We start from the raw sequence: 21291 nt of genomic DNA on the forward strand, positions 1-21291 counted from the left end.
ATCCTTCCCGTCTGCGGGATTTTTTATCAACATGTTATGAGATGCGTTGAAAATCATCGACAAAGGTTCACTTTATCAATGTAACATCACTTTGGATATGCCAGCTCCATTTTTGTTAAATGGTCCTTATGACCAACGATGATCAGCACATCCCCATCCTCGATCCGATCCTCCGCATACGGAGAGATATTCATCGAATTCCCACTGCGGATCGCCATCACATTACAACCGAAACGTGCACGAATATTTAGCTCCAACAGGTTTTTACCGATCATTTGCTCGGACGCTCTCATCTCCAAAATGCTGTAATCCTCAGATAACTCAATATAATCGAGAATGTTTGGCGATGTCAGATGATGGGCTACACGCAGCCCCATATCCCGCTCGGGATAAATAACCTTGTCAGCGCCGATCTTCTGCAATACTTTACCATGAAGTTCATTTTGTGCTTTTACAATCAGAACAGGCACACCCATATCCTTCAGAATAAGGGTTGTGAGAATACTCGACTGAATATCTTCACCAATCGCCACAACGACGACATCAAAATTCCGTATGCCCAGCGCTCGCAGCGCTTCTTCATCCGTCGAATCTGCCGATACGGCATGAGTCACCACATTGGACATTTCCTGGGTCCGCTGCTCGTCCGCATCAATTGCCAGTACGTCGAATCCCATGCCGCTCAGCGCATTGGCTACACTTGATCCGAACCGTCCCATGCCAATCACGGCATATTGTTTCTTTGCCATTAGGGTCTAACCTCCCGCTGCACTTCTGCATTACGCATCTATTGGTAGTCCATTTTTCAATTAAAGGGTGAATGTTTACTTAAATATCCTTCGTAGTATACCACAAAGACCAATAAACTTGAATGCGCTCACGCATCCCAGGGAACAGTATTAGAGCAGCCGAATATACGAGGAGGGACTTGCGATGCCCATTACATTAAGCTTGCGTGAAGCGATTGTTCATAAGGTTCATGACAAAAGTGATGATCAGCTCCGGGAGATGATTGAAGGTTCTGTAGATGGACCCGAAGCAGCATTACCTGGACTGGGTGCCATTTTCGAAATGATCTGGAAGAACACGGAACCTGCCAAGCAGGAAGAATTAATTCAAATCGCGCAGGAGCATCTGCACACCATTCCCGTTCAACCCATCAGATAAGAAGCCTTGAGGGAAAGGTACCATCATTACGTTGTTCTGTCTGCAAAAAAAGACTTTGCCTCTTTGGTCTGGATTATGCCCTGCTCAAGAGCAAGGCTGTTAAATCCCCCATAGACTAAGGAGGTTCCCCCCAACCAAACAAGGTACAGCCACTGAATAAAACTCAGGAGGCTGTACCTTGTTTGGTTATACATCTAGCTTCCCCATAGGGGATCTAAAATACCAGAAACTGACTCCAATCAAGCGGTTCTGCTTCCGTCAACTTTTTAATATCTTTTTACTGTTCAAAGAATTCTAATATTCCACCTTTTCCCCTATGCGTGAAAGATTGCTGAGATATAAAAGTTGGCTGGAAACGACAAAAATGACCCAAACCCCTCTGATCAGGGATTTAGGTCTTTTGCTTATGCCACCTTTACTATGTTAGGAAAATTCGGCTTATGGAGCTGTCTCAAGGAATTTCGCGGTCGGGTTCTTGTCCATTGCGGTTCTCATCGCGTATTCATTTTCGAACAGAACTACATAGTTCCCTTTTTTATCTTTCACCAGAGCGGAGTTGATCCGGAATTTGCTTGGGTCCAGATTCTCATCCACGATCCAGCGAGCGAATTGATAAGGCATGCGCTGTAGCTGAACGTCTACCCCATACTCGCCTTTCATCCGGTATTCAAATACCTCGAATTGGAGCTGACCTACTACGCCGAGCAATGTCTCGTCGAAGCTCACGGTGTTGAACACCTGAATCGTACCTTCCTCGGTTAACTGGTCAATCCCTTTTTGGTACTGTTTATGTTTCAATGCATTTTTGACCGTAACTTTGGCAAAAATCTCTGGTGAGAATGTCGGCAGTTCGTCAAAAATAACCTCGCTGCCTTGGCTCAGTGAATCACCAATCCGGAAGATACCCGGATCGAACAGACCAATAATATCGCCTGCATATGCCTCTTCCACAATATCCCGATCCTGTGCCAGGAATTGCTGAGGCTGCGATAGTTTGATCTCTTTGCCCACACGATTATGCTTCACGCTCATACCACGTTGGAACTTGCCGGATACAATCCGCAGGAATGCGATACGATCCCGGTGTGCCGGGTTCATATTGGCCTGAATTTTGAAGACATAACCGCTGAATTTCTCATTCGTTGGCTCAATCTCACCCGCTGTACTGCGACGCGGTTCCGGCTTCGGTGCGAGTTGCAGGAAGTTCTCAAGGAACGTCTGCACGCCGAAATTATTGATGGCACTGCCGAAGAATACAGGGGTCAGTTCACCGCGCTGTACCTTCTCCATGTCGAACTGGTCTCCTGCAACATCCAGTAGCTCCAGGTCCTGACACAGCTGATCATGCAGATAATCTCCTGCCATCTCACGAATGATTGGATCTTCGTAACCTTCCACCTTTTGAACTTTAATCGTCGAGTGGTCGTCCCCTTGGAACAATTCCACCTGATTTTTCATCCGATCGTACACGCCACACAGTTCACGCCCTGTACCAATCGGCCAGTTCATCGGTACCGAGCGAATCCCCAGTACGTTTTCGAGTTCTTCCATCAGATCAAACGGACTTTGTCCTTCACGGTCCAGCTTGTTGATAAATGTAAAGATCGGAATACCGCGCTTTGCACAAACTTGGAACAGTTTAATCGTTTGTGCCTCGACACCTTTTGCCACGTCAATCAACATTACCGCGCTATCGGCAGCCGTCAGTGTACGATACGTATCTTCACTGAAGTCTTGGTGACCCGGTGTATCCAAAATATTGATGCGGTGCCCCAGGTAATCAAACTGCATAACGGAAGAAGTTACCGAGATCCCCCGCTGCTTCTCAATCTCCATCCAGTCACTTGTTGCGTGTTTGCTTGCTTTCCGAGCTTTTACTGTACCGGCGAGACGAATTGCGCCCCCGAACAGCAACAGTTTCTCGGTCAATGTCGTTTTACCCGCATCCGGGTGAGAGATAATGGCAAACGTCCGGCGTTTGTCCACTTCCTGTTGAAGAATGTTATCTGCAGCTTTGCTCATAGATTCTATCCCTTTCATCCGTTCATTCACGTTAATCCGGCGAGGCCGGTCTATCATTCAATCTTTATGCAATCCGGCTATGCCGGTTGATTGTACCTTCGCATTTCGCACATGAGGCCATTAAGCATCTTATGTTAATTTTACACATTTACAACGGAGTTCATCCTCCCTAAGCATTGTGCTTCCAATCATGCCGTAGACCTGATTGAGTATCCAACTTTCCTATTGTACCATAATCTTTACCGAAAATAACCGATTACGTGCAGCAGAATCTTCTCTTTTCCGATTGCAAAAAAAGAGCACCCTTCCGCCATGATTTCATGGCATCCAGGTACTCATCATTCATTTCGCTTGCCGCGCTTAGAAAATTAATGCATCCAGTGCGTATTGTCCTCCACCTGTCAAAGCAAGTGCCACACCAACCACCAGAATCGCGAGGTTATACTCAAAGCCGTTTTGCGTAGACCAGTATCCGTTCGCACCATGAACCTTCACAATGGCAATAACCATGGTCAGAGCAATCAGAATGCCGCCTACCGGTGTGAGCAGACCCAGAGCCAACAGCAATCCGCCCCCGAATTCAGCCAAACCTGCCAGCAGTGCTACCAATGCCCCGGGTTTCATTCCCATCGATTCGAACCAGCCGCCAGTTCCCTTGATTCCGTATCCCCCGAACCATCCAAACAATTTCTGAGCTCCGTGCGCCATGAATGACAAACCAATCACCAAACGAATCAACAACAATCCTACATCCAACATTTTCTTTTCCTCCATTCAATATATACAAAATAGTATTCTTAGATTAAAGATATTATGCTAAAATTTTTTCTTCATGAATGTATTTCGTAGCCCCTTCACCTGGTTCACATTTTATCTCATGAATGATGTACGTTATCCGATTGATTCATCGGGTCCGTCTGTCTTTGCGTAATCTCTTTATCTCTTGAGTTGAGTATAAGTTATATACTTACTTTTTGTCAACAACTTATTTTATTATATTTCAAGGTTTACATCCCCCCACTTCTCCAACGCAAAAAAAAAGACCTGAAAAGATCGCATCTCTACGTTCTTTCCAAGTCTTATATAGAACAGGTTATCCTGTCACCAATAAAATGACTTACTCTGATCTCATCCATTCCATGCGTCCGGGAAGTTATGCAACCTCCGTTAATTGTTCACTTGCCAAACGACATTGTCTTCATCCTGACCGTTCACCGGCCACCAATGGAACCCATCCTGCTCCAGCAGTTTACCTGTCGCTTCCGGCCCCCACGTACCTGCCGGATACATATGCAGCTCCCCTTGATTCTCCGCCCAAGCTGCCGCGATCCGGTCTACGAAGGACCACGCTGTTGCGACTTCATCCCAACGGGTAAAGTAGGTCGAGTCTCCTTCTGCGGCATCATGCAGCAGACGTTCATACGCCTCCGGCGAGTTGATTCCGATCATACAGCTCTGACAGAAGTCCATGGCCAGCGGCTGAATCTCGGAGTCTGAACCCGGTTTCTTGGCATTGATTTTGATATAAATGCCTTCCATCGGATTCACCCGGATCACGAGCAGATTCGGCTCCAGCTTATACTTTTTGCCCAGATATACATTGCTTGGCATGGATTTGAACTCAACTACAATCTCGGTTGTTTTCACAGGAAGACGCTTGCCTGTCCGAATATAGAAGGGCACACCTGCCCAGCGGAAATTATCTACAAATACACGTGCAGCAAAGTATGTTTCCGTATTGGATTCCGGATCAACCTTGTCCTCCTGGCGATAACCGGGAAGCTGCTTGCCACGATACTCCCCTTCCGTATACTGCCCGCGCACAACGTTAGTGCTTACTTCTTCATCCGAAGTGAACGCACGCAGAGAACGCAGTACCTTGACCTTCTCATCGCGGATGTCTTCAGGGAATAAACGGCTTGGCGGCTCCATTGCAATCATCGTCAACATCTGCAGCATATGGTTCTGCCCCATATCACGCAAGGCACCGGAGTGATCGTAGTATCCACCGCGTTCTTCTACTCCGACCGTTTCTCCCAGTGTAATCTGGACGTTGGCAATATGTTTGTTATTCCATAGCGGCTCAAAAAAGGCATTTCCAAAGCGAATCACTTCGATATTCTGCACCATTTCCTTGCCCAGATAGTGGTCAATCCGATAAATCTCTTCCTCACGGAACACTTCACGGATTTGCTCATTCAGATGCTCAGCAGATTGCAGATCATACCCAAATGGTTTCTCGATCACAAGTCGATTCCACCCGCGACTCTCCAGCATCCCGCCATCCCGCAAACTATACGAGACGCTGCCGAAGAGCTCAGGAGCCAGCGCCAGATAGAACAAGCGATTACCTGGTGTGTTAAACTTTGCTTCCAGACTCTCCGTCTGCTCACGTAACTCTTTGAAACCGTCCACGTTATTGATATCTAGTGACTTATACTCAAAATGTTCGACAAAAGCATTCCACTCATCGGGCTCCCCCGCCGGATAGCGACAGAACTCTTTAATGGAATCATAGATGTCTTCCCGGAATTCTTCTGGTGACCTCGGGCGACGCGCTACACCAATAACCGCAAAGTCTTCGGCCAGCTTGCCTTCACGATATAGACTGTAGATCGCCGGAAACAGCTTCCGGCGGGCCAAATCACCCGTTGCTCCAAAAATGAAAAATACTGCACCTGGTGTCTGCACTTCATCTTGCATTTGTTTTTCGACCATGGGCTCCTCTTTCTTTCCGGGAAGACATCTTCACACTCTCCCCGAGCTATGTAATGGTGTTATATACGCAACATACAACCGTCAATTACCAGCAAATTCCCTTCTTGGATGTGATGCCATTTTAGCATAAAGCCTCATGGGTTGCACTAATTTTCCCGAGAAATGTTATCAATATTTTTCCACAATTCATGGAATTTTCATCGATAAAAATTCACGATCAAGTTTATAAATTCGCGTTAATATGGCATTAATATTCAATCGTGATCACTGGGAAACCTACTGTAACCCGATTAATCCCCTTTTCTCCATCCTGATGGACCGCCAATTGCATATTCAAGTTATGCGGACCGCTCTTAATCGCTACCGGCAGACCTGAAGCCTCATAGGATACGCTGGCAGTGCTGGTATCCGTATAACGCTCTATCGCTCGCATGTCCATATCTCCAGACAACTGCTCCTCGATTTGCTCCAATTGACTGCTGGCGCCACTTTCCACTGCACCTGTCCCCTGTACAGCGAAATTCCATGCTGCCTTCATTCCCGAGTTGGTAAGCAACCGGGATACCTGTTCATGTAATGTGGTTAACAAGTGCTGATCTGTACGTCCATTGCCTGATATCTGGACGATCGCGTAATATTCGTTTTCTCCTGTGATGACTACATTTATCAGGATACCTGCCTGCTGGCCATCGGCAACCCTCTCACTGCGGTATACATCATGGCCTGTTTGCCGACCACGTTCAGGTTGCTGCATTCCAAGCCGATGAGCGAGCATCTCCGCTTGATCTCTCGCATCGCCATGGCCTTCCCCTTGCCATTTAATGACTAGGCGCTCCGCATGATCGATTGCTGTATCTGCAGTCTTCATCAATTGTTCCAGCTTGCCTGCTTCGGATTCTGTCTTCTCCGCGTACACATGAGTCATGCCTACAAGTATAATGATTGCCAATGCCAGTATGCCTGCCGTCATCCATCGATTTAACATATGAATCCTCCGCTCTTTCTTGCATTCTATGAATCTATCAATCAGCATGCCCCCATTCCTCATTTGCTAAACTTTTTTGAGATACAAAAAAAGCCCGATCAACCACTTTCATGGTTGATCGGACCTCTTATCTCATATAATGGGCAGAATAATACTTCCGATGAGGTTCTACCCGAAGAATTTTTCCATTTCACCTGATCTGCTCAACATACCAATAGTGCATCCCTCAAGTTTCACACACTTCAGGACCTACTCCGCAAGTCCATTCTTGTAAGCATAGATGGCTGCCTGTGTACGATCATCGACACCCAATTTTGCGAGTATATTCGTGACATGGAATTTTACTGTTTTGATCCCGATAATGAGTTCATCGGCGATGTCCTGGTTAGACTTTCCTTTCGCCACCAACCGAAGTACATCCATCTCTCGATCGGTCAATTCATTATGAGCGGGTGCGGCTGCCTGTGGCTGTCGGAAACGATTCATCATTTTGGACGCCACCTGAGACTCCAGAACCGATTGCCCGCGTGCTGCTGCACGGATCGCATCTGCCACCTCATTGGCTCTTGATGTTTTCAACAGATAGCTAAAGGCTCCTGCCTCAATAACCGGATACATTTTTTCATCATCTAGATAACTGGTCAGCACAATAACCTTGCATTCCGGATACATTTTAAGCAGCTGCCGAGTCGCTTCAATACCGTCCATACCCTCCATGACGAGATCCATCAGGACAACATCAGGTTTGTACTCCTGTGCCAGCCGAATGCCTTCCTCACCGCTGCCCGCTTCCCCCACCACTTCGATGCCATCCTCGGTATCCAGCACCGCAGCGAGGCCAATACGTACCATCTCATGATCATCCACGAGCAACACTTTGATCGACGTTTCCGCTTCCGTCTCCGTTTCTATTCCCGTTTCTATTGACATGTTCTTCCTCGCTTTCATCGCTCATCAAAGGTATCGTAATCTCAATCCGCGTTCCCTTACCTGGCGCTGTTACAAATTGTATGGCTCCGCCAATTTCAGTGACCCGTTCACGCATATTAGCCAAGCCATAGGAAGCTTGCTTATTTTCATCCAGATCGAAGCCCTGACCATCATCACGAATGAGTACCCGAATCGCATCAGTACGGCGCTGAAGACGAATTTCCATTTTCTCCGCTTTGGCATGCCGTAATGTATTGGACATCGCTTCCTGTATAATACGGAACAGATGATTCTCAATGCCCTTGATCAGATGAATGTCCTCATCCATTTCAAGCACAATATCCATAGGAACCTTTGTTTTCAGTTCCATTACAAGATCACGCAAACCTTGTTCCAGATGTTTACCCTCCAGATAGACGGGTCGCAAATGCAGCAATAATGCACGCATCTCGGACTGGGCAACCGATGCCATCTCTTCAATCAAAGCGATCTGCCTCTTAGCACGCTCAAAATCCGTTTCCATCTTCCGTCCAACCGCTGTTGCCGTCATGGAAATGGCGAACAACTGCTGCGATACCGCATCATGCAGTTCTCGAGCCAGTCGCTGCCTCTCTTCTACAATGGCTGTTATTCTGGCCTGTTCAGCGAGCTGGGCGTTATTCGTTGACAGTCTTTGCAGTGAGGAGACCTGATCCTCCCACTTTTTGCCGATACGTCCTAGCTGCTCACTTAACCGGCCGACATCATCAATACCAAGGTCCGGCACGGTACGTGAGAGTGAACCTTTTTCCCATTGCAACAGCGTCTCTCGCAACAGTTCAAGCCTGCGTTTAACCCGGTAACTTTGATAAAATCCGAAGACCGCCCCCATACCAATCAGGAGCAGCAATAATGCCAGACCCGATTGAATCAGATGCCTCCAACCTGCAAAAGGAGCCAGGTAACCATATGTATACAATACATACAAAATCACGGCGAGCACAATGAAAACAAGGAGGACCCCTTCACCCATACTTCGGGTTACCATGTCGGTATGTCGTTTTGTCTTCATCAGGGTCTCCTCCTTTCTTCACCTATTTAACTTATTACGGATTACTGATGTTTAGGTCGCCAACAATATACGAAATGACAAATTTTGCTTTATGTTCACTGGACTCGTATCCAGGAGTTCTCCATACTAATTTGTTCATCATGCCACTATCCTGCTCTCCATTCAGGCTAATCCGTCCAAAGAGTACCGATGCCTCAATTTCAACACCATAATCTTCAGGCAGTGTCAGACGAACATTCCCCATAACCCCTTGCAAAAGTACAATCGTTTGTTTCTCTTCCGGGAGAGAAAGTGACAGATCTGCATTGATTTCACCCATGGCGTGCCATAGGCTCATACTACGCAATGTCCATGGTGCCTGATCCCAATAGTACCGAGCCATGAAGTTTTGCTTACGCATAACATTCCCATCTAAATGAATCTTTTTGTTTTTGGAATAAAAATAAGCCAGTGAAGCCAGTACAATCAGAAAAACAATCATCAGATTATCAAGCAACAGCAGTGCTGCACCAATACCCAGATAGCGATATCCTTTGTGGGTGTCTCCCTTACGAACTTGAACCATACCTATCGTTAACAGAATCAGTGCGGCGACGGTCAGCAGGTTTATATTTCGATTCAGTAACATCAACATGCCGATGACAATGATAATCACTGCAAGCCATTGACCTTTTTTATTCATATCTGCCGCACCTCCTCTGTAAGTTGATCTTCCCAATTCGACGGAAAAGCCATATCAGGCATCGAACACCTGTATGGCTTAACCTTTGTTCTACAAACCGTTCTTTATTCACGAATTATAGAATATCATATTGTCTGCTGAGCGAACAGTTATTCTTTTGAAGTACCGCCCGTTTCATTCTTGGCACCATTGCCGATTTTGTTTTTCAGAGCTTGCAGTTGTTGATCCACTTTGAACTGCTTTTCCGTATCTACAGGATTCGTATACGTCGATTGTGTATTGCGGTAAGGTGCACGGATCACATCCGCTTCCGCTTCCATTTGCATGATTTTCTCTTCCATGCGGTGGAATCCAAGGGATGCGCCACCACTCTCGATCGAATGTAAACTGTTGATTTGAGACATTTGTTTTTTGGCTTTCGCCATTTGTGCACGGGATACGAGTTCATTGCGTTTGTTACGCATTTTGTAGAACTCATCTTTCATGTCATGCAGTTGTTGCAGCAGATCTTTCGCTTGTGCTTCGGACTGTGCATGCAGTTCACTGTACTCCGTAATTTTTTGATCAAAGTAGATTTTCTCTTCCAGCAATTTGCGTGCCACTTCTTCCTGACCATTAGCAAGTGCAGCTTCTGCTTGGGATTCACGTTGTACCGATGTACGTTCTGCCTCGTCCAGACGTTGTTTCATGCGACGCTCGTTCGCCATTTGTTTGGCAACCGTTACCTCAGCCTCATGAATTTCAGCCTCCATATCACGCAGGTACTGGTTCAACATTACAATCGGGTCTTCCACTTTATCCAACATATCGTTTACCGACGCTTTAGTCATATCCTTAATCCGTTTAAATACTCCCATTTTACTTTTCTCCCTTCTCGTAACGAGATAATTTTTGGCGAAGCTCTTCAACTTCTTTTTTCAATGCTTTTTTCTCAATATCTTTCATCATGGAATCCAGTTCACTTTCTTGCTGTGAGCCTGTTCCAAAGGCGTTGTTGTTATAAGAACGTGGACCAGGCTGAGGTCTGTTGTTATATCCTGGGCCGGGACCAAAGTTTCCAGGACCTTGATTAGGGTTGTTTTGAAAAGGACCTCTTGGCGGCTCGTGATCAAAGTTATTGTATCCTCTGCCAGCGCCAGGACCCGGGCCATAGCCGTATGGATCATAAGGTGGATATGGCTCTTTCGGTACCACCAATGCTGCGATAAAGTAGATTAACAACGACGTGCCGCCAGTTACGAAGATACTGATAACAAAGATGATACGCAGCAAGGTTGAATCCATGCCGATCGACTCGGATATCCCACCACATAATCCTGTCAGCATCCGGTCACGCGTTGAGCGGTATAATTTGCTCATCTGCTTGCTCCTTTCGTTTACTTGTATCCTCTTACGTGATCCGCACCATAAGCATATGGATCAGCGTGATAGGATTCTTTTGGCACGACCAATGCAGCGATGAAGTAGATCAGCAATGATGTACCTCCCGTAGCGAAAATACTGATGAAGAAAATGATACGCAGCAGCGTGGAACTAAATCCGAGATTTTCAGAAATGCCGCCGATCAACCCCGTCAGCATACGATTACGCGATGAGCGGTAAAGTTTATTCATTCGTCTACTCCTTTCTGTCATTGTTAAGTTTTTGCTTCAGTCGCTCCAGTTCTTTGTCCAGCGCAGAGGATGACATGGTGCCAGATGTTCCTGCCCCATCCTGACTCATACGTCGCAAATCCCGAAGACTTTGTGCCTCATATTCGAGATCAGATACCTGATCGTCCAGCCGGTTGAACATACGAGGTACATTCTGACCGTTGTAATGACCTCTCTGATTCATTCGTTGCTGCAATTGGATCGTTTGCATACGAGCATAGTAGTATTGACGTTTGCTGTATACATTTTGATACTCCACTTTCAGTTGGTCGATCTGTTCATCTAGTTCCTGTAATGCTGCATTGCTTTGTGCGTACAATTCATTGTATTGCTCCATTTTTTCCTCGTGGAGAATTTTCTCCTGTAAAGCAAGTTTGGCCAAATGCTCCTCGCCTGCTTTCAAAGCCATGGAAGCCTGTTCTTCCCGTTTGTGTACCATACCTGCTGCCTGATCCGCTTGTTGTTTCATTTGTCTGGTATGGCTTGCATATTGATGACGAAGCTTCTCGGCTTCACCGATGTCTTGGCGGGTCGAGACCAGAAACTGATCAATCAGTTTGACTGGGTCCTGACTTTGCTCCAAATGTTCATTTAAAGTAGCTACGGTAATATCCCGCATTCGACGAAATACACTCATTTTAATCTGTCCTCCTTTTCATGATCGTGAAAGCTTAGTAACGGCCACGACGACTTCGATTATTACTTAACATGGAGAATCCGAAGATGATTAACCCGATTGCGATGATCGGTCCGATCAACCAGGCCAGTTTGCCAAGCAGGGAGAGGATACCGATGAAAAGAACAATCCATCCAAGCAGTACATTTCCTCGTTTAACTCCGTAGTATCCAAGTGCAATCATCAGGACCGGAATCAGATAACCCATTAAGTGTCCCAGTAGCGGAGTTAACTTTCCGAAGAGGAGAAGTGCACCCAGCGCAATCAGTACAACCGCCCAGCCATTTCCTTTATTCCATCTCATAATTGTTGTTCACCACCCTTTCGGTTCGTTAATTTTGGTTTGATTGTTTGTTCGTTTGTTTCTTGTTTAACCTTATGTCCTTATTCTAGGGGAAACTGCGACTTTTCAAAACAGACCGTGGACGGTTTTTCATCCTAGACTCAGGTCGGGGATCAGGTTGGACCTTTGACTATCCCTGGATCAGACCGTTGACCACTGCACGGAAATAAAGGCCTTAGCTGTGTCTTTTCCCCCTTCCTCAAGCCCAGTTCACCCCGTATGATATGACGTCCATACCTCTTATCTACGTTATCCCCCCGACTGACGTTTCCCAGTACACCATCCATAAAAGCCAAAAAGAATTGAAATACAATCGGGCATGTTCTTCACCTTAATTTTCAACTGGACATTTATTACTTTTTTATCCAAATAAACAAAATTTAGATTGTTCTATATGTAAGCGTTTACTAAAATAGGAAGTGTGACTACTTCAAATGTCAGGAGTGAACCTGTGCGATCATTCAGCTATTTACATAAAATGATAGTCTTCGGAATCTTGTTAAGTACCCTTCCCATTCTGTTAACGGGAATCGCAGCTTTTATCTATTCTTCAAAACAATCGGAGCTGCATCGTGCTCAAGCCAATAAACAACTGTTAATCCAAATGCAAACCAATGTGGAGCATAAACTTGCAACCGTAAGCTATATGCTCGATCAGGCCGTTCGATCACCGGACACGCTCCATTCGCTAACTTCTTCATCATCATCGGCCCAAGGCATCGGGCCTTTGTTTGCTGAAAAGTTACAGACCGAATTCAAGAATATGAGGTCATGGGAGCCTCTAATGGATATTACACTCGTTAATCAGACCCAGGATTGGCTTATCGATCATGCTGGCCTATACCTTAATACTGATTTTCCCTTAACTCTTCCCATGAAGGACTTGTTATCGAACACGCTCACTTCCGGCTGGCAGCTCACCCCCTCCTCCATTTTTAACAACGAGGAGCGCATAATGAACTCAGGATGCATCTATCATATTGCACTTGCCAGATCGATACCCAATGTAGATGCTTCTTCCGATGCGGCTCTAATTGCTGGAATTCCTGCATGTTCACTGCAAAAACCACTGGAAGAGGATTCTCTGGACAGTTCTGCCGCTGGACTTATCATTCTGAATCGTGAACAACGTATTATGGTTCATCCCGATCCCAGTTATATTGGACAGCCTCTGGCCACAGCAGGAATATGGGACAACGATTCGAGGGACAACTTTAGTGAATTGTTATCTATGCGTGCGTTAGCTGCCTCTTCAGGTCAACGTGAGGTACGTATTGCAGACACTGATTACTCGTTGTCCTATACGCACTCTTCTCTAAAAGGATGGACCTATATTCTCATTTCGCCTACAAACATCCTTACCCATGAGTATGTTCAGATCGGGTTACACACCATGTATATCAGCGTTGCTATGCTACTTCTTTCACTGTTGCTATCATGGATCGGATCGAGGCGAATGCACATCCCAATTCGTCAACTTCTTATACAACTTGGTGACAAACGATGGTCCAAAGGTCATTATAAAACCATTTCTATATTTCATATGGATGAATTCGAGCAAATCAGAGCTGGCGTTTCACAACTGTCGGCATCCCAATCTCAGCTTGAAAACAAATTAAATCAATATAAGTTGCAGATTCATACTCATTTTCTAATCAACCTGCTTCTGGGCAAAAATGCACCAGCCACTATTCATGATTCACTGGGGGAATATGGATATGAATCACATCTTAAAGAATGGCAACAAATAGCCGTTGTGACAGTGCAGGCAGATCTCTTGAATCACACCAAATATAATGCCAAGGATCGGGATCTTCTGCTATTCGCCATTCAAAATATACTGGAGGAGAGCATACTTGCTGAACAACAGCTGCTCCCTGTTGTATATGAACACGCCGTCGTCACGATCCTCGGTACCTCTGAACAAGATCATGTTCGTTTTTCAAAGCAACTGTATACGTTAACAGAACAACTACAACATCAGATCAGGGAGATCCTTAACCTTCAAGTAAGCATTGGATTTAGTCAGCCCCATACCTCCCTATTGCAAATACCGCAGGCCTATACAGAGGCCCTTGAAGCGCTCAAGCATCGCATGAAACTGGGCACAGGCATTATCTTTCAATTTGAAGCAATTGATCATCGTACACCCACTTGGTCACTGCATTATCCCGAATCACTGGAATATAAGCTCATACAGGCTATCCAAAGCGCAGATGAAGCATACTCCGCCTCTCTTCTCCACCAGTTGCTTCAAGTACTGTTTGGCGTAGAATGTACACCAGAAGAATATCAGGTAGCGCTTAACCGATTGCTGACACATATTTTGCAGATAATGCAGGAATCTGGTATACGACTGGGACAGATCTCCCAAGGCCATGGATCAATTTTCAATGAACTTCATGCTCTACAGTACGCTGCCGAGGTAGAACAATGGTTTAACGACCATATTATCAACCCGATCATTCTCATATTAAAGGAAAGACAGTATGCCCAATATCAACATATATCCGAGAAAATGATAGCCATGGTTCAACAAGAGTACGATAAAGATCTGACGTTGGAGGAGTGCGCATCAAGACTTCACTACAATGCAAACTATCTAAGTAGTGTATTCCGTAAAGAGACAGGCTGTGCATTCAGTGAGTATCTGACGAAGTACCGCTTCAGTATGGCTAAAAAGTGGCTGGATGAAAGCGACCTAACGGTTAAGGATATCGCCGCACGCCTTTGTTATAATAACCCCCAGAACTTTATTCGTTCTTTCCGAAAATGGGAAGGGATTACGCCTGGACAATACAGAGAGCGTAAGCAAAAAGCTGATCTGTGTCCTTGAAGAAGTAAACAGGACTTTTGGGGATGAAGTAAACGTGGTCTATTTATAGAAGAAGTTAATGTTGCTTAGCGAAAGAACGTTGTTCTATATATAACCATCAAAAAGGGAGCAGTATAATTGCTCCCTTTTCACTTCATCTATAATGTTTATTACAGCATATGATTTACTGCTCTTGGGTACGTACAACTTTCATATTCGGTTGCTCCAATTGAATCAGAATTTTACCGAACTTCCCTCCGCGTGAGAATGTAACCACACCCTCCTTGTAAGTGTCTCTTACATATTCCTCAGCCAGGGCAAGAGAACCTTCACCCGTTGGCAGTTCGTGCGTGCTAAGCCATTCCTGTAGCTTATCAACAACTTCCTCAACAGACATCTCAATATAACTTGTTTCTTTGGTGATTAAGGTGGTATAAGAATAATCTTTCAGGTATAGCAGCTGTTGTATATATCCCATATCTCCCGCGTTATATGCTGGGTAGACACCCAGTACCTCTTTAAGATCATCTATTAGTGAGTGCTCTCTCGCTCCGGCCATCGTGCTAATATAAACATATTTTCGGGCAGTGCTGATCGCCTGTTCAATCGTTTCCCAATTCGACATCGCCGGGCACATGGATGCAAATGCGAAGTCATATTTCTTTTCCCAGTTCTTTTCCTGAATCGATATATCCTCGAACCGTTCTGACACAATATCTATACTGGATTGTAAGGACGGTGGAATCGTCTCTTTCATTAATGAATTGAGCAGTTTCGATGGTTCTACAGCTGTAACCGTTGCTCCTCTGTTTGCAAAGGGGATGGTAAAGATACCTGAGGCTGCTCCAATGTCCAATATCGATAAATCATTAAGATCTACTCCCTGATTTTCAATCCATCCTATAATGCGTTCAGATCTTTGCTTTCCCTGTTCAGTAAACGACTGTTGATGATATTCCCTGGCCCATCGTTCAAATGCTTCTTCTTTGTCCGGTGAGGAACTCTTCTGTTTGTATTGTGATTCTGTCGACTGATTCTTCCACGCTTCCTCCCATGCAGCCAGATCGAATAAAATTTCAGCATACTTGGATACTTCTTTTTCCTCAGACACGTGCTTCACTCCTTTTCTTTAATAAGCATAGAATTAAACAATAACGTTTAATAAACTCAAAACAAAGAACTTCAGGGAGCTCTAATATCTTTAATAAATCTAAACAAAGACTTTACTTATCTACAATATACCTAATCAGACTATACGTCAATATATAAGAAAATGCACCTTTGTAACACAAACGGAAACGAAATAACCAAAAAAATAGACCTACAAATTGCAGAAGCAATCTGTAGGTCTATTAGATATACCGGCGAGAGGACTCGAACCTCCACGGTTTCCCACTCGATTTTGAGTCGAGCGCGTCTGCCATTCCGCCACGCCGGCATATATACTGGAGGCGCCACCCAGATTCGAACTGGGGATAAAGCTTTTGCAGAGCTGTGCCTTACCACTTGGCTATGGCGCCATATTTTGGAGCGGACGACGGGAATCGAACCCGCGACCCTCGCCTTGGCAAGGCGATGCTCTACCGCTGAGCCACGTCCGCATAATGGCTGGGGATATAGGATTTGAACCTATGCATGACGGAGTCAAAGTCCGTTGCCTTACCGCTTGGCTAATCCCCAAAAAAAACAAAGGGGCGATCGAGGGGAATTGAACCCCCGAATGCCGGATCCACAAACCGGTGCGTTAACCACTTCGCCACGATCGCCATAATACGGTATGTTCTAAAAATTAATTGGCAGGGGCAGCAGGAATTGAACCCACACCAACGGTTTTGGAGACCGTTGTTCTACCTTTAAACTATGCCCCTATAAAACTGGTGGAGGATGATGGATTCGAACCACCGAACCCGTACGGGAGCAGATTTACAGTCTGATGCGTTTGGCCACTTCGCTAATCCTCCAGGATTACATGGTGCCGGCGAGAGGACTTGAACCCCCAACCTACTGATTACAAGTCAGTTGCTCTACCAGTTGAGCTACACCGGCGTATGAAGTTGTAGTTATAATGGTGGCTCGGGACGGAATCGAACCGCCGACACGAGGATTTTCAGTCCTCTGCTCTACCGACTGAGCTACCGAGCCATAATAAAGTTTAATCCTGAAACGTTACACTTTATCTAGGGCGTCGGCCATATATCAGATCTAGTGAACAGCTTCCTCATGTAGAGCAAAAATGGCGGAACCGACGGGATTCGAACCCGCGATCTCCTGCGTGACAGGCAGGCATGTTAGGCCAACTACACCACGGTTCCAGATCACTTTCTTGAAAGAAAGTATAATTGCGGGGGCAGGATTTGAACCTGCGGCCTTCGGGTTATGAGCCCGACGAGCTACCGGGCTGCTCCACCCCGCGTCGTTATTTAAAAAGCTATATGGTGGAGGCTGAGGGGATCGAACCCCCGACCCTCTGCTTGTAAGGCAGATGCTCTCCCAGCTGAGCTAAGCCTCCGAACAACACATTTATGATCTTATCATAAAACTGCTGTGAAAATCAACTTCTTTTTTGAAGTTAAATATGACCCGTAGGGGATTCGAACCCCTGTTACCTCCGTGAAAGGGAGGTGTCTTAACCCCTTGACCAACGGGCCTTACTATGGCGGAGAGAGAGGGATTCGAACCCTCGAGACGCTTGTGGCGCCTACACGATTTCCAATCGTGCTCCTTCGGCCAACTCGGACACCTCTCCATATGGCTCCCCGAACAGGGCTCGAACCTGTGACAACTCGATTAACAGTCGAGTGCTCTACCAACTGAGCTATCAGGGAATATGCTTCAGAGATTATTCTCTGAAAACTAGATCCGAAACGAAACCTGCGATTACAACCTGCAATTTGGATAAGCCCTCGACCGATTAGTACTGGTCAGCTCCATGCATTGCTGCACTTCCACCCCCAGCCTATCTACCTCGTCGTCTTCAAGGGGTCTTACATACTGGGAAATCTCATCTTGAGGGGGGCTTCACGCTTAGATGCTTTCAGCGCTTATCCCTTCCGTACATAGCTACCCAGCGGTGCTCCTGGCGGAACAACTGGTACACCAGCGGTACGTCCATCCCGGTCCTCTCGTACTAAGGACAGCTCCTCTCAAATTTCCTACGCCCACGACAGATAGGGACCGAACTGTCTCACGACGTTCTGAACCCAGCTCGCGTACCGCTTTAATGGGCGAACAGCCCAACCCTTGGGACCTACTTCAGCCCCAGGATGCGATGAGCCGACATCGAGGTGCCAAACCTCCCCGTCGATGTGGACTCTTGGGGGAGATAAGCCTGTTATCCCCAGGGTAGCTTTTATCCGTTGAGCGATGGCCCTTCCATGCGGTACCACCGGATCACTAAGCCCGACTTTCGTCCCTGCTCGACTTGTAGGTCTCGCAGTCAAGCTCCCTTATGCCTTTGCACTCTTCGAATGATTTCCAACCATTCTGAGGGAACCTTTGGGCGCCTCCGTTACTCTTTAGGAGGCGACCGCCCCAGTCAAACTGCCCACCTGACACTGTCCCCGCACCGGATTACGGTACCAGGTTAGAACCTAGATACGATCAGGGTGGTATCCCAACGGTGCCTCCACGCAAGCTGGCGCTCACGTTTCAAAGGCTCCCACCTATCCTGTACAGATCGTACCCAAATTCAATATCAAGCTGCAGTAAAGCTCCATGGGGTCTTTCCGTCTTGTCGCGGGTAACCTGCATCTTCACAGGTATTAAAATTTCACCGGATCTCTCGTTGAGACAGCGCCCAAGTCGTTACGCCATTCGTGCGGGTCAGAATTTACCTGACAAGGAATTTCGCTACCTTAGGACCGTTATAGTTACGGCCGCCGTTTACTGGGGCTTCGGTTCACAGCTTCGGATTGCTCCTAACCGCTCCCCTTAACCTTCCAGCACCGGGCAGGCGTCAGCCCGTATACTTCGCCTTACGGCTTCGCACAGACCTGTGTTTTTGCTAAACAGTCGCTTGGGCCTTTTCACTGCGGCCCCTCGTGCTATTCACACTACCGGGGCACCCCTTCTCCCGAAGTTACGGGGTCATTTTGCCGAGTTCCTTAACGAGAGTTCTTCCGCGCGCCTTAGAATTCTCTTCTCGCCTACCTGTGTCGGTTTGCGGTACGGGCACCATCACCTGGCTAGAGGCTTTTCTTGGCAGTGTGAGATCATGACCTTCGCTACTATAATTTTCGCTCCCCATCACAGTCCAGCCTTAACGATGTGCGGATTTGCCTACACATCAGCCTCACTGCTTAGACGGACATCCATCAGTCCGCGTCACTACCCTGCTGCGTCCCCCCATTGCTCATAACGGCTTACGGTGGTACAGGAATTTCGACCTGTTGTCCTTCGACTACGCCTTTCGGCCTCGCCTTAGGTCCCGACTTACCCTGAGCGGACGAGCCTTCCTCAGGAACCCTTAGGCTTTCGGCGGATCAGATTCTCACTGATCTTTTCGTTACTCATACCGGCATTCTCACTTGTATAATGTCCAGCGCTCCTTACGGTACACCTTCAACCCTTATACAACGCTCCCCTACCCCTGGATCGACTTCACTCCAGCTTCGAAGTCCTGTGTTTATCCCCTGGGAAGCATTTGGTCATCCAAGATATCATCTCTTGTCAGACAAAAATGTCCTTGTGGTAAACACCGCCTCAAAGAAGCAGTGAAGTCGATCCAAGCCATAGCTTCGGTGGTGTGTTTAGCCCCGTTACATTTTCGGCGCAGAGTCACTCGACCAGTGAGCTATTACGCACTCTTTCAATGGTGGCTGCTTCTAAGCCAACATCCTGGTTGTCTGTGCAACTCCACATCCTTTCCCACTTAACACACACTTGGGGACCTTAGCTGATGGTCTGGGCTGTTTCCCTTTTGACAATGGATCTTAGCACTCACTGTCTGACTCCCGGAAGTAAGTCTATGGCATTCGGAGTTTGACTGAGCTTGGTAACCCTTGCGGGCCCCGCACCCAATCAGTGCTCTACCTCCACGACTCTGTTTTCCGAGGCTAGCCCTAAAGCTATTTCGGGGAGAACCAGCTATCTCCGAGTTCGATTGGAATTTCTCCGCTACCCCCACCTCATCCCCGCACTTTTCAACGTGCGTGGGTTCGGGCCTCCAGTGCGTGTTACCGCACCTTCACCCTGGACAGGGGTAGATCACCCGGTTTCGGGTCTACGTCCACGTACTACATCGCCCTATTCAGACTCGCTTTCGCTGCGGCTCCGGCTCTTCACCTTAACCTTGCACGGGAACGTAACTCGCCGGTTCATTCTACAAAAGGCACGCCATCACCCCTAAAACGGGCTCTGACTTTTTGTAAGCACACGGTTTCAGGTTCTATTTCACTCCCCTTCCGGGGTGCTTTTCACCTTTCCCTCACGGTACTGCTTCACTATCGGTCGCTAGGAAGTATTTAGCCTTGGCAGATGGTCCTGCCGGATTCATACGGGGTTTCACGTGCCCCGCACTACTCGGGATCCGTCTCGGAGGGAACCAACTTTCAATTACAGGGCTTTTACCTTCTTTGGCGGGCCTTTCCAGACCTCTTCGTTTAACCGGTTCCTTTGTAACTCCATGTGAGACGTCCCACAACCCCAGAGAGCAAGCTCTCTGGTTTGGGCTTCTCCGCGTTCGCTCGCCGCTACTGACGGAATCACTATTGTTTTCTCTTCCTCAGGGTACTTAGATGTTTCAGTTCCCCTGGTATGCCTCTACACAACCTATGTATTCAGTTGTGAGTAACTGGAAATTACCCCAGCTGGGTTTCCCCATTCGGACACCCCCGGATCAAAGCTTGCTTACAGCTCCCCGAGGCAGTTTCGTTGTTCGCCACGTCCTTCATCGGCTCCTAGCGCCTAGGCATCCTCCGTGTGCTCTTAGTAGCTTAACCATATCGCTCGTGTTCGAGCTGTCGCTCCACTTGTTTTGGACTGCGTCCAAAGCCAAAAGTCGCTCCATTTCGATCACTCGCTCATGCAATCTACCGTTTTTATTGAAACTTGTTTACACAAGTTCAGCTAAAAAGGAATGTTCTAATTCGCATTTTTCGTTTCGATATCTAGTTTTCAAAGAACAAGCTCCATGCAAAGCAAGCTGTTTGAGAGTTTGAGCTCTCAAAACTGAGCAACGAGTGAGTGAAAAGCTTTACGAAGTAAAGCTCGCTTCGGAAGCATGCTTCCTGAAGACTTGTATTTGAATGTT

General features: G+C 46.8%; 16 protein-coding genes, 15 tRNA genes and 1 rRNA gene. 2 read left to right on the forward strand and 30 right to left on the reverse strand.

Annotated elements, in window-relative coordinates; genetic code table 11:
• Positions 1–86 precede the first annotated feature (86 nt).
• Positions 87–749 carry a potassium channel family protein gene (locus JNUCC31_RS09400; RefSeq protein WP_192270703.1) on the reverse strand — a complete coding sequence of 221 codons (663 nt, stop codon included), beginning with the start codon at positions 747–749 and terminating at the stop codon, positions 87–89.
• A gap of 184 nt (positions 750–933) precedes the next feature.
• On the opposite strand from JNUCC31_RS09400, the gene sspI reads away from it, so the two are divergent.
• Positions 934–1167: a small acid-soluble spore protein SspI gene (sspI, locus tag JNUCC31_RS09405; protein WP_062324046.1), complete on the forward strand. Its 234-nt coding sequence runs from the start codon at positions 934–936 to the stop codon at positions 1165–1167.
• 438 nt (positions 1168–1605) lie between these two features.
• Here the strand turns inward: sspI and JNUCC31_RS09410 are convergent, their stop codons facing one another.
• The 12 genes from JNUCC31_RS09410 to JNUCC31_RS09465 all read right to left on the reverse strand — a co-directional run bounded on the left by JNUCC31_RS09410 (position 1606) and on the right by JNUCC31_RS09465 (position 12187).
• Entirely contained in the window at positions 1606–3189 is a 1584-nt protein-coding gene (locus tag JNUCC31_RS09410; protein ID WP_192270705.1) for a peptide chain release factor 3, read from the reverse strand.
• Between the two features lie 360 nt (positions 3190–3549).
• The gene (locus tag JNUCC31_RS09415; protein WP_053783291.1) at positions 3550–3948 is read right to left on the reverse strand and encodes a DoxX family protein; all 399 of its coding nucleotides are present in this window, start codon (positions 3946–3948) and stop codon (positions 3550–3552) included.
• A 408-nt stretch (positions 3949–4356) separates the two neighbouring features.
• Positions 4357–5907 (reverse strand): glucose-6-phosphate dehydrogenase, encoded by a 1551-nt coding sequence (gene zwf / locus JNUCC31_RS09420; RefSeq protein ID WP_192270707.1) that lies wholly within the window; start codon positions 5905–5907, stop codon positions 4357–4359.
• A 247-nt stretch (positions 5908–6154) separates the two neighbouring features.
• Positions 6155–6892, reverse strand: coding sequence for a YwmB family TATA-box binding protein (locus JNUCC31_RS09425; protein ID WP_192270709.1), 738 nt, complete (start codon positions 6890–6892; stop codon positions 6155–6157).
• A gap of 249 nt (positions 6893–7141) precedes the next feature.
• The gene (locus tag JNUCC31_RS09430) at positions 7142–7822 is read right to left on the reverse strand and encodes a response regulator transcription factor (RefSeq protein ID WP_192270711.1); all 681 of its coding nucleotides are present in this window, start codon (positions 7820–7822) and stop codon (positions 7142–7144) included.
• Positions 7752–8873, reverse strand: coding sequence for a sensor histidine kinase (locus tag JNUCC31_RS09435; RefSeq protein ID WP_192270713.1), 1122 nt, complete (start codon positions 8871–8873; stop codon positions 7752–7754). The genes JNUCC31_RS09430 and JNUCC31_RS09435 overlap by 71 nt, the downstream gene beginning before the upstream one ends.
• A 34-nt stretch (positions 8874–8907) precedes the next feature.
• Positions 8908–9555 (reverse strand): cell wall-active antibiotics response protein LiaF, encoded by a 648-nt coding sequence (gene liaF / locus JNUCC31_RS09440; protein WP_192270715.1) that lies wholly within the window; start codon positions 9553–9555, stop codon positions 8908–8910.
• Positions 9556–9704: 149 nt separating this feature from the next.
• Positions 9705–10412: a PspA/IM30 family protein gene (locus tag JNUCC31_RS09445; RefSeq protein ID WP_192270717.1), complete on the reverse strand. Its 708-nt coding sequence runs from the start codon at positions 10410–10412 to the stop codon at positions 9705–9707.
• 1 nt (position 10413) lies between these two features.
• Positions 10414–10914: a PspC domain-containing protein gene (locus JNUCC31_RS09450; protein ID WP_192270718.1), complete on the reverse strand. Its 501-nt coding sequence runs from the start codon at positions 10912–10914 to the stop codon at positions 10414–10416.
• Positions 10915–10931: 17 nt separating this feature from the next.
• Positions 10932–11168 (reverse strand): PspC domain-containing protein, encoded by a 237-nt coding sequence (locus JNUCC31_RS09455; protein ID WP_062324036.1) that lies wholly within the window; start codon positions 11166–11168, stop codon positions 10932–10934.
• 4 nt (positions 11169–11172) lie between these two features.
• The gene (locus JNUCC31_RS09460; protein ID WP_192270719.1) at positions 11173–11844 is read right to left on the reverse strand and encodes a PspA/IM30 family protein; all 672 of its coding nucleotides are present in this window, start codon (positions 11842–11844) and stop codon (positions 11173–11175) included.
• A 34-nt stretch (positions 11845–11878) separates the two neighbouring features.
• Positions 11879–12187, reverse strand: a complete 309-nt coding sequence (locus JNUCC31_RS09465; protein ID WP_192270720.1) for a LiaF transmembrane domain-containing protein — start codon at positions 12185–12187, stop codon at positions 11879–11881.
• Positions 12188–12704: 517 nt separating this feature from the next.
• Here JNUCC31_RS09465 and JNUCC31_RS09470 point away from each other — a divergent pair.
• Entirely contained in the window at positions 12705–15062 is a 2358-nt protein-coding gene (locus tag JNUCC31_RS09470; RefSeq protein WP_228469595.1) for a helix-turn-helix domain-containing protein, read from the forward strand.
• A gap of 163 nt (positions 15063–15225) precedes the next feature.
• On the opposite strand, the gene JNUCC31_RS09475 is transcribed toward JNUCC31_RS09470, so the two are convergent.
• From JNUCC31_RS09475 to JNUCC31_RS09555, 17 genes are all read right to left on the reverse strand, one after another.
• Positions 15226–16152 carry a class I SAM-dependent methyltransferase gene (locus JNUCC31_RS09475; protein WP_192270722.1) on the reverse strand — a complete coding sequence of 309 codons (927 nt, stop codon included), beginning with the start codon at positions 16150–16152 and terminating at the stop codon, positions 15226–15228.
• Positions 16153–16400: 248 nt separating this feature from the next.
• Positions 16401–16479, reverse strand: a tRNA-Leu gene (locus JNUCC31_RS09480).
• Positions 16480–16487: 8 nt separating this feature from the next.
• Positions 16488–16561: transfer RNA gene (locus tag JNUCC31_RS09485), tRNA-Cys, on the reverse strand.
• 6 nt (positions 16562–16567) lie between these two features.
• Positions 16568–16642: transfer RNA gene (locus JNUCC31_RS09490), tRNA-Gly, on the reverse strand.
• Positions 16643–16646: 4 nt separating this feature from the next.
• Positions 16647–16721: transfer RNA gene (locus tag JNUCC31_RS09495), tRNA-Gln, on the reverse strand.
• Between the two features lie 13 nt (positions 16722–16734).
• A tRNA-His gene (locus tag JNUCC31_RS09500) sits at positions 16735–16807 on the reverse strand.
• A gap of 28 nt (positions 16808–16835) precedes the next feature.
• Positions 16836–16909, reverse strand: a tRNA-Trp gene (locus JNUCC31_RS09505).
• Positions 16910–16916: 7 nt separating this feature from the next.
• A tRNA-Tyr gene (locus JNUCC31_RS09510) sits at positions 16917–17002 on the reverse strand.
• A gap of 9 nt (positions 17003–17011) precedes the next feature.
• Positions 17012–17087: transfer RNA gene (locus tag JNUCC31_RS09515), tRNA-Thr, on the reverse strand.
• A 20-nt stretch (positions 17088–17107) separates the two neighbouring features.
• Positions 17108–17183: transfer RNA gene (locus JNUCC31_RS09520), tRNA-Phe, on the reverse strand.
• Between the two features lie 92 nt (positions 17184–17275).
• Positions 17276–17353 (reverse strand) — tRNA-Asp (locus tag JNUCC31_RS09525).
• Positions 17354–17380: 27 nt separating this feature from the next.
• Positions 17381–17454 (reverse strand) — tRNA-Met (locus JNUCC31_RS09530).
• A 20-nt stretch (positions 17455–17474) separates the two neighbouring features.
• A tRNA-Val gene (locus JNUCC31_RS09535) sits at positions 17475–17550 on the reverse strand.
• Between the two features lie 67 nt (positions 17551–17617).
• Positions 17618–17689 (reverse strand) — tRNA-Glu (locus JNUCC31_RS09540).
• Positions 17690–17695: 6 nt separating this feature from the next.
• Positions 17696–17787, reverse strand: a tRNA-Ser gene (locus tag JNUCC31_RS09545).
• Positions 17788–17790: 3 nt separating this feature from the next.
• Positions 17791–17866 (reverse strand) — tRNA-Asn (locus JNUCC31_RS09550).
• Positions 17867–17932: 66 nt separating this feature from the next.
• Positions 17933–20980: ribosomal RNA gene (locus JNUCC31_RS09555) — 23S ribosomal RNA — on the reverse strand.
• Positions 20981–21291 lie beyond the last annotated feature (311 nt).

The sequence above is a fragment of the Paenibacillus sp. JNUCC-31 genome, assembly GCF_014844075.1.
Taxonomy (GTDB): Bacteria; Bacillota; Bacilli; order Paenibacillales; family Paenibacillaceae; genus Paenibacillus.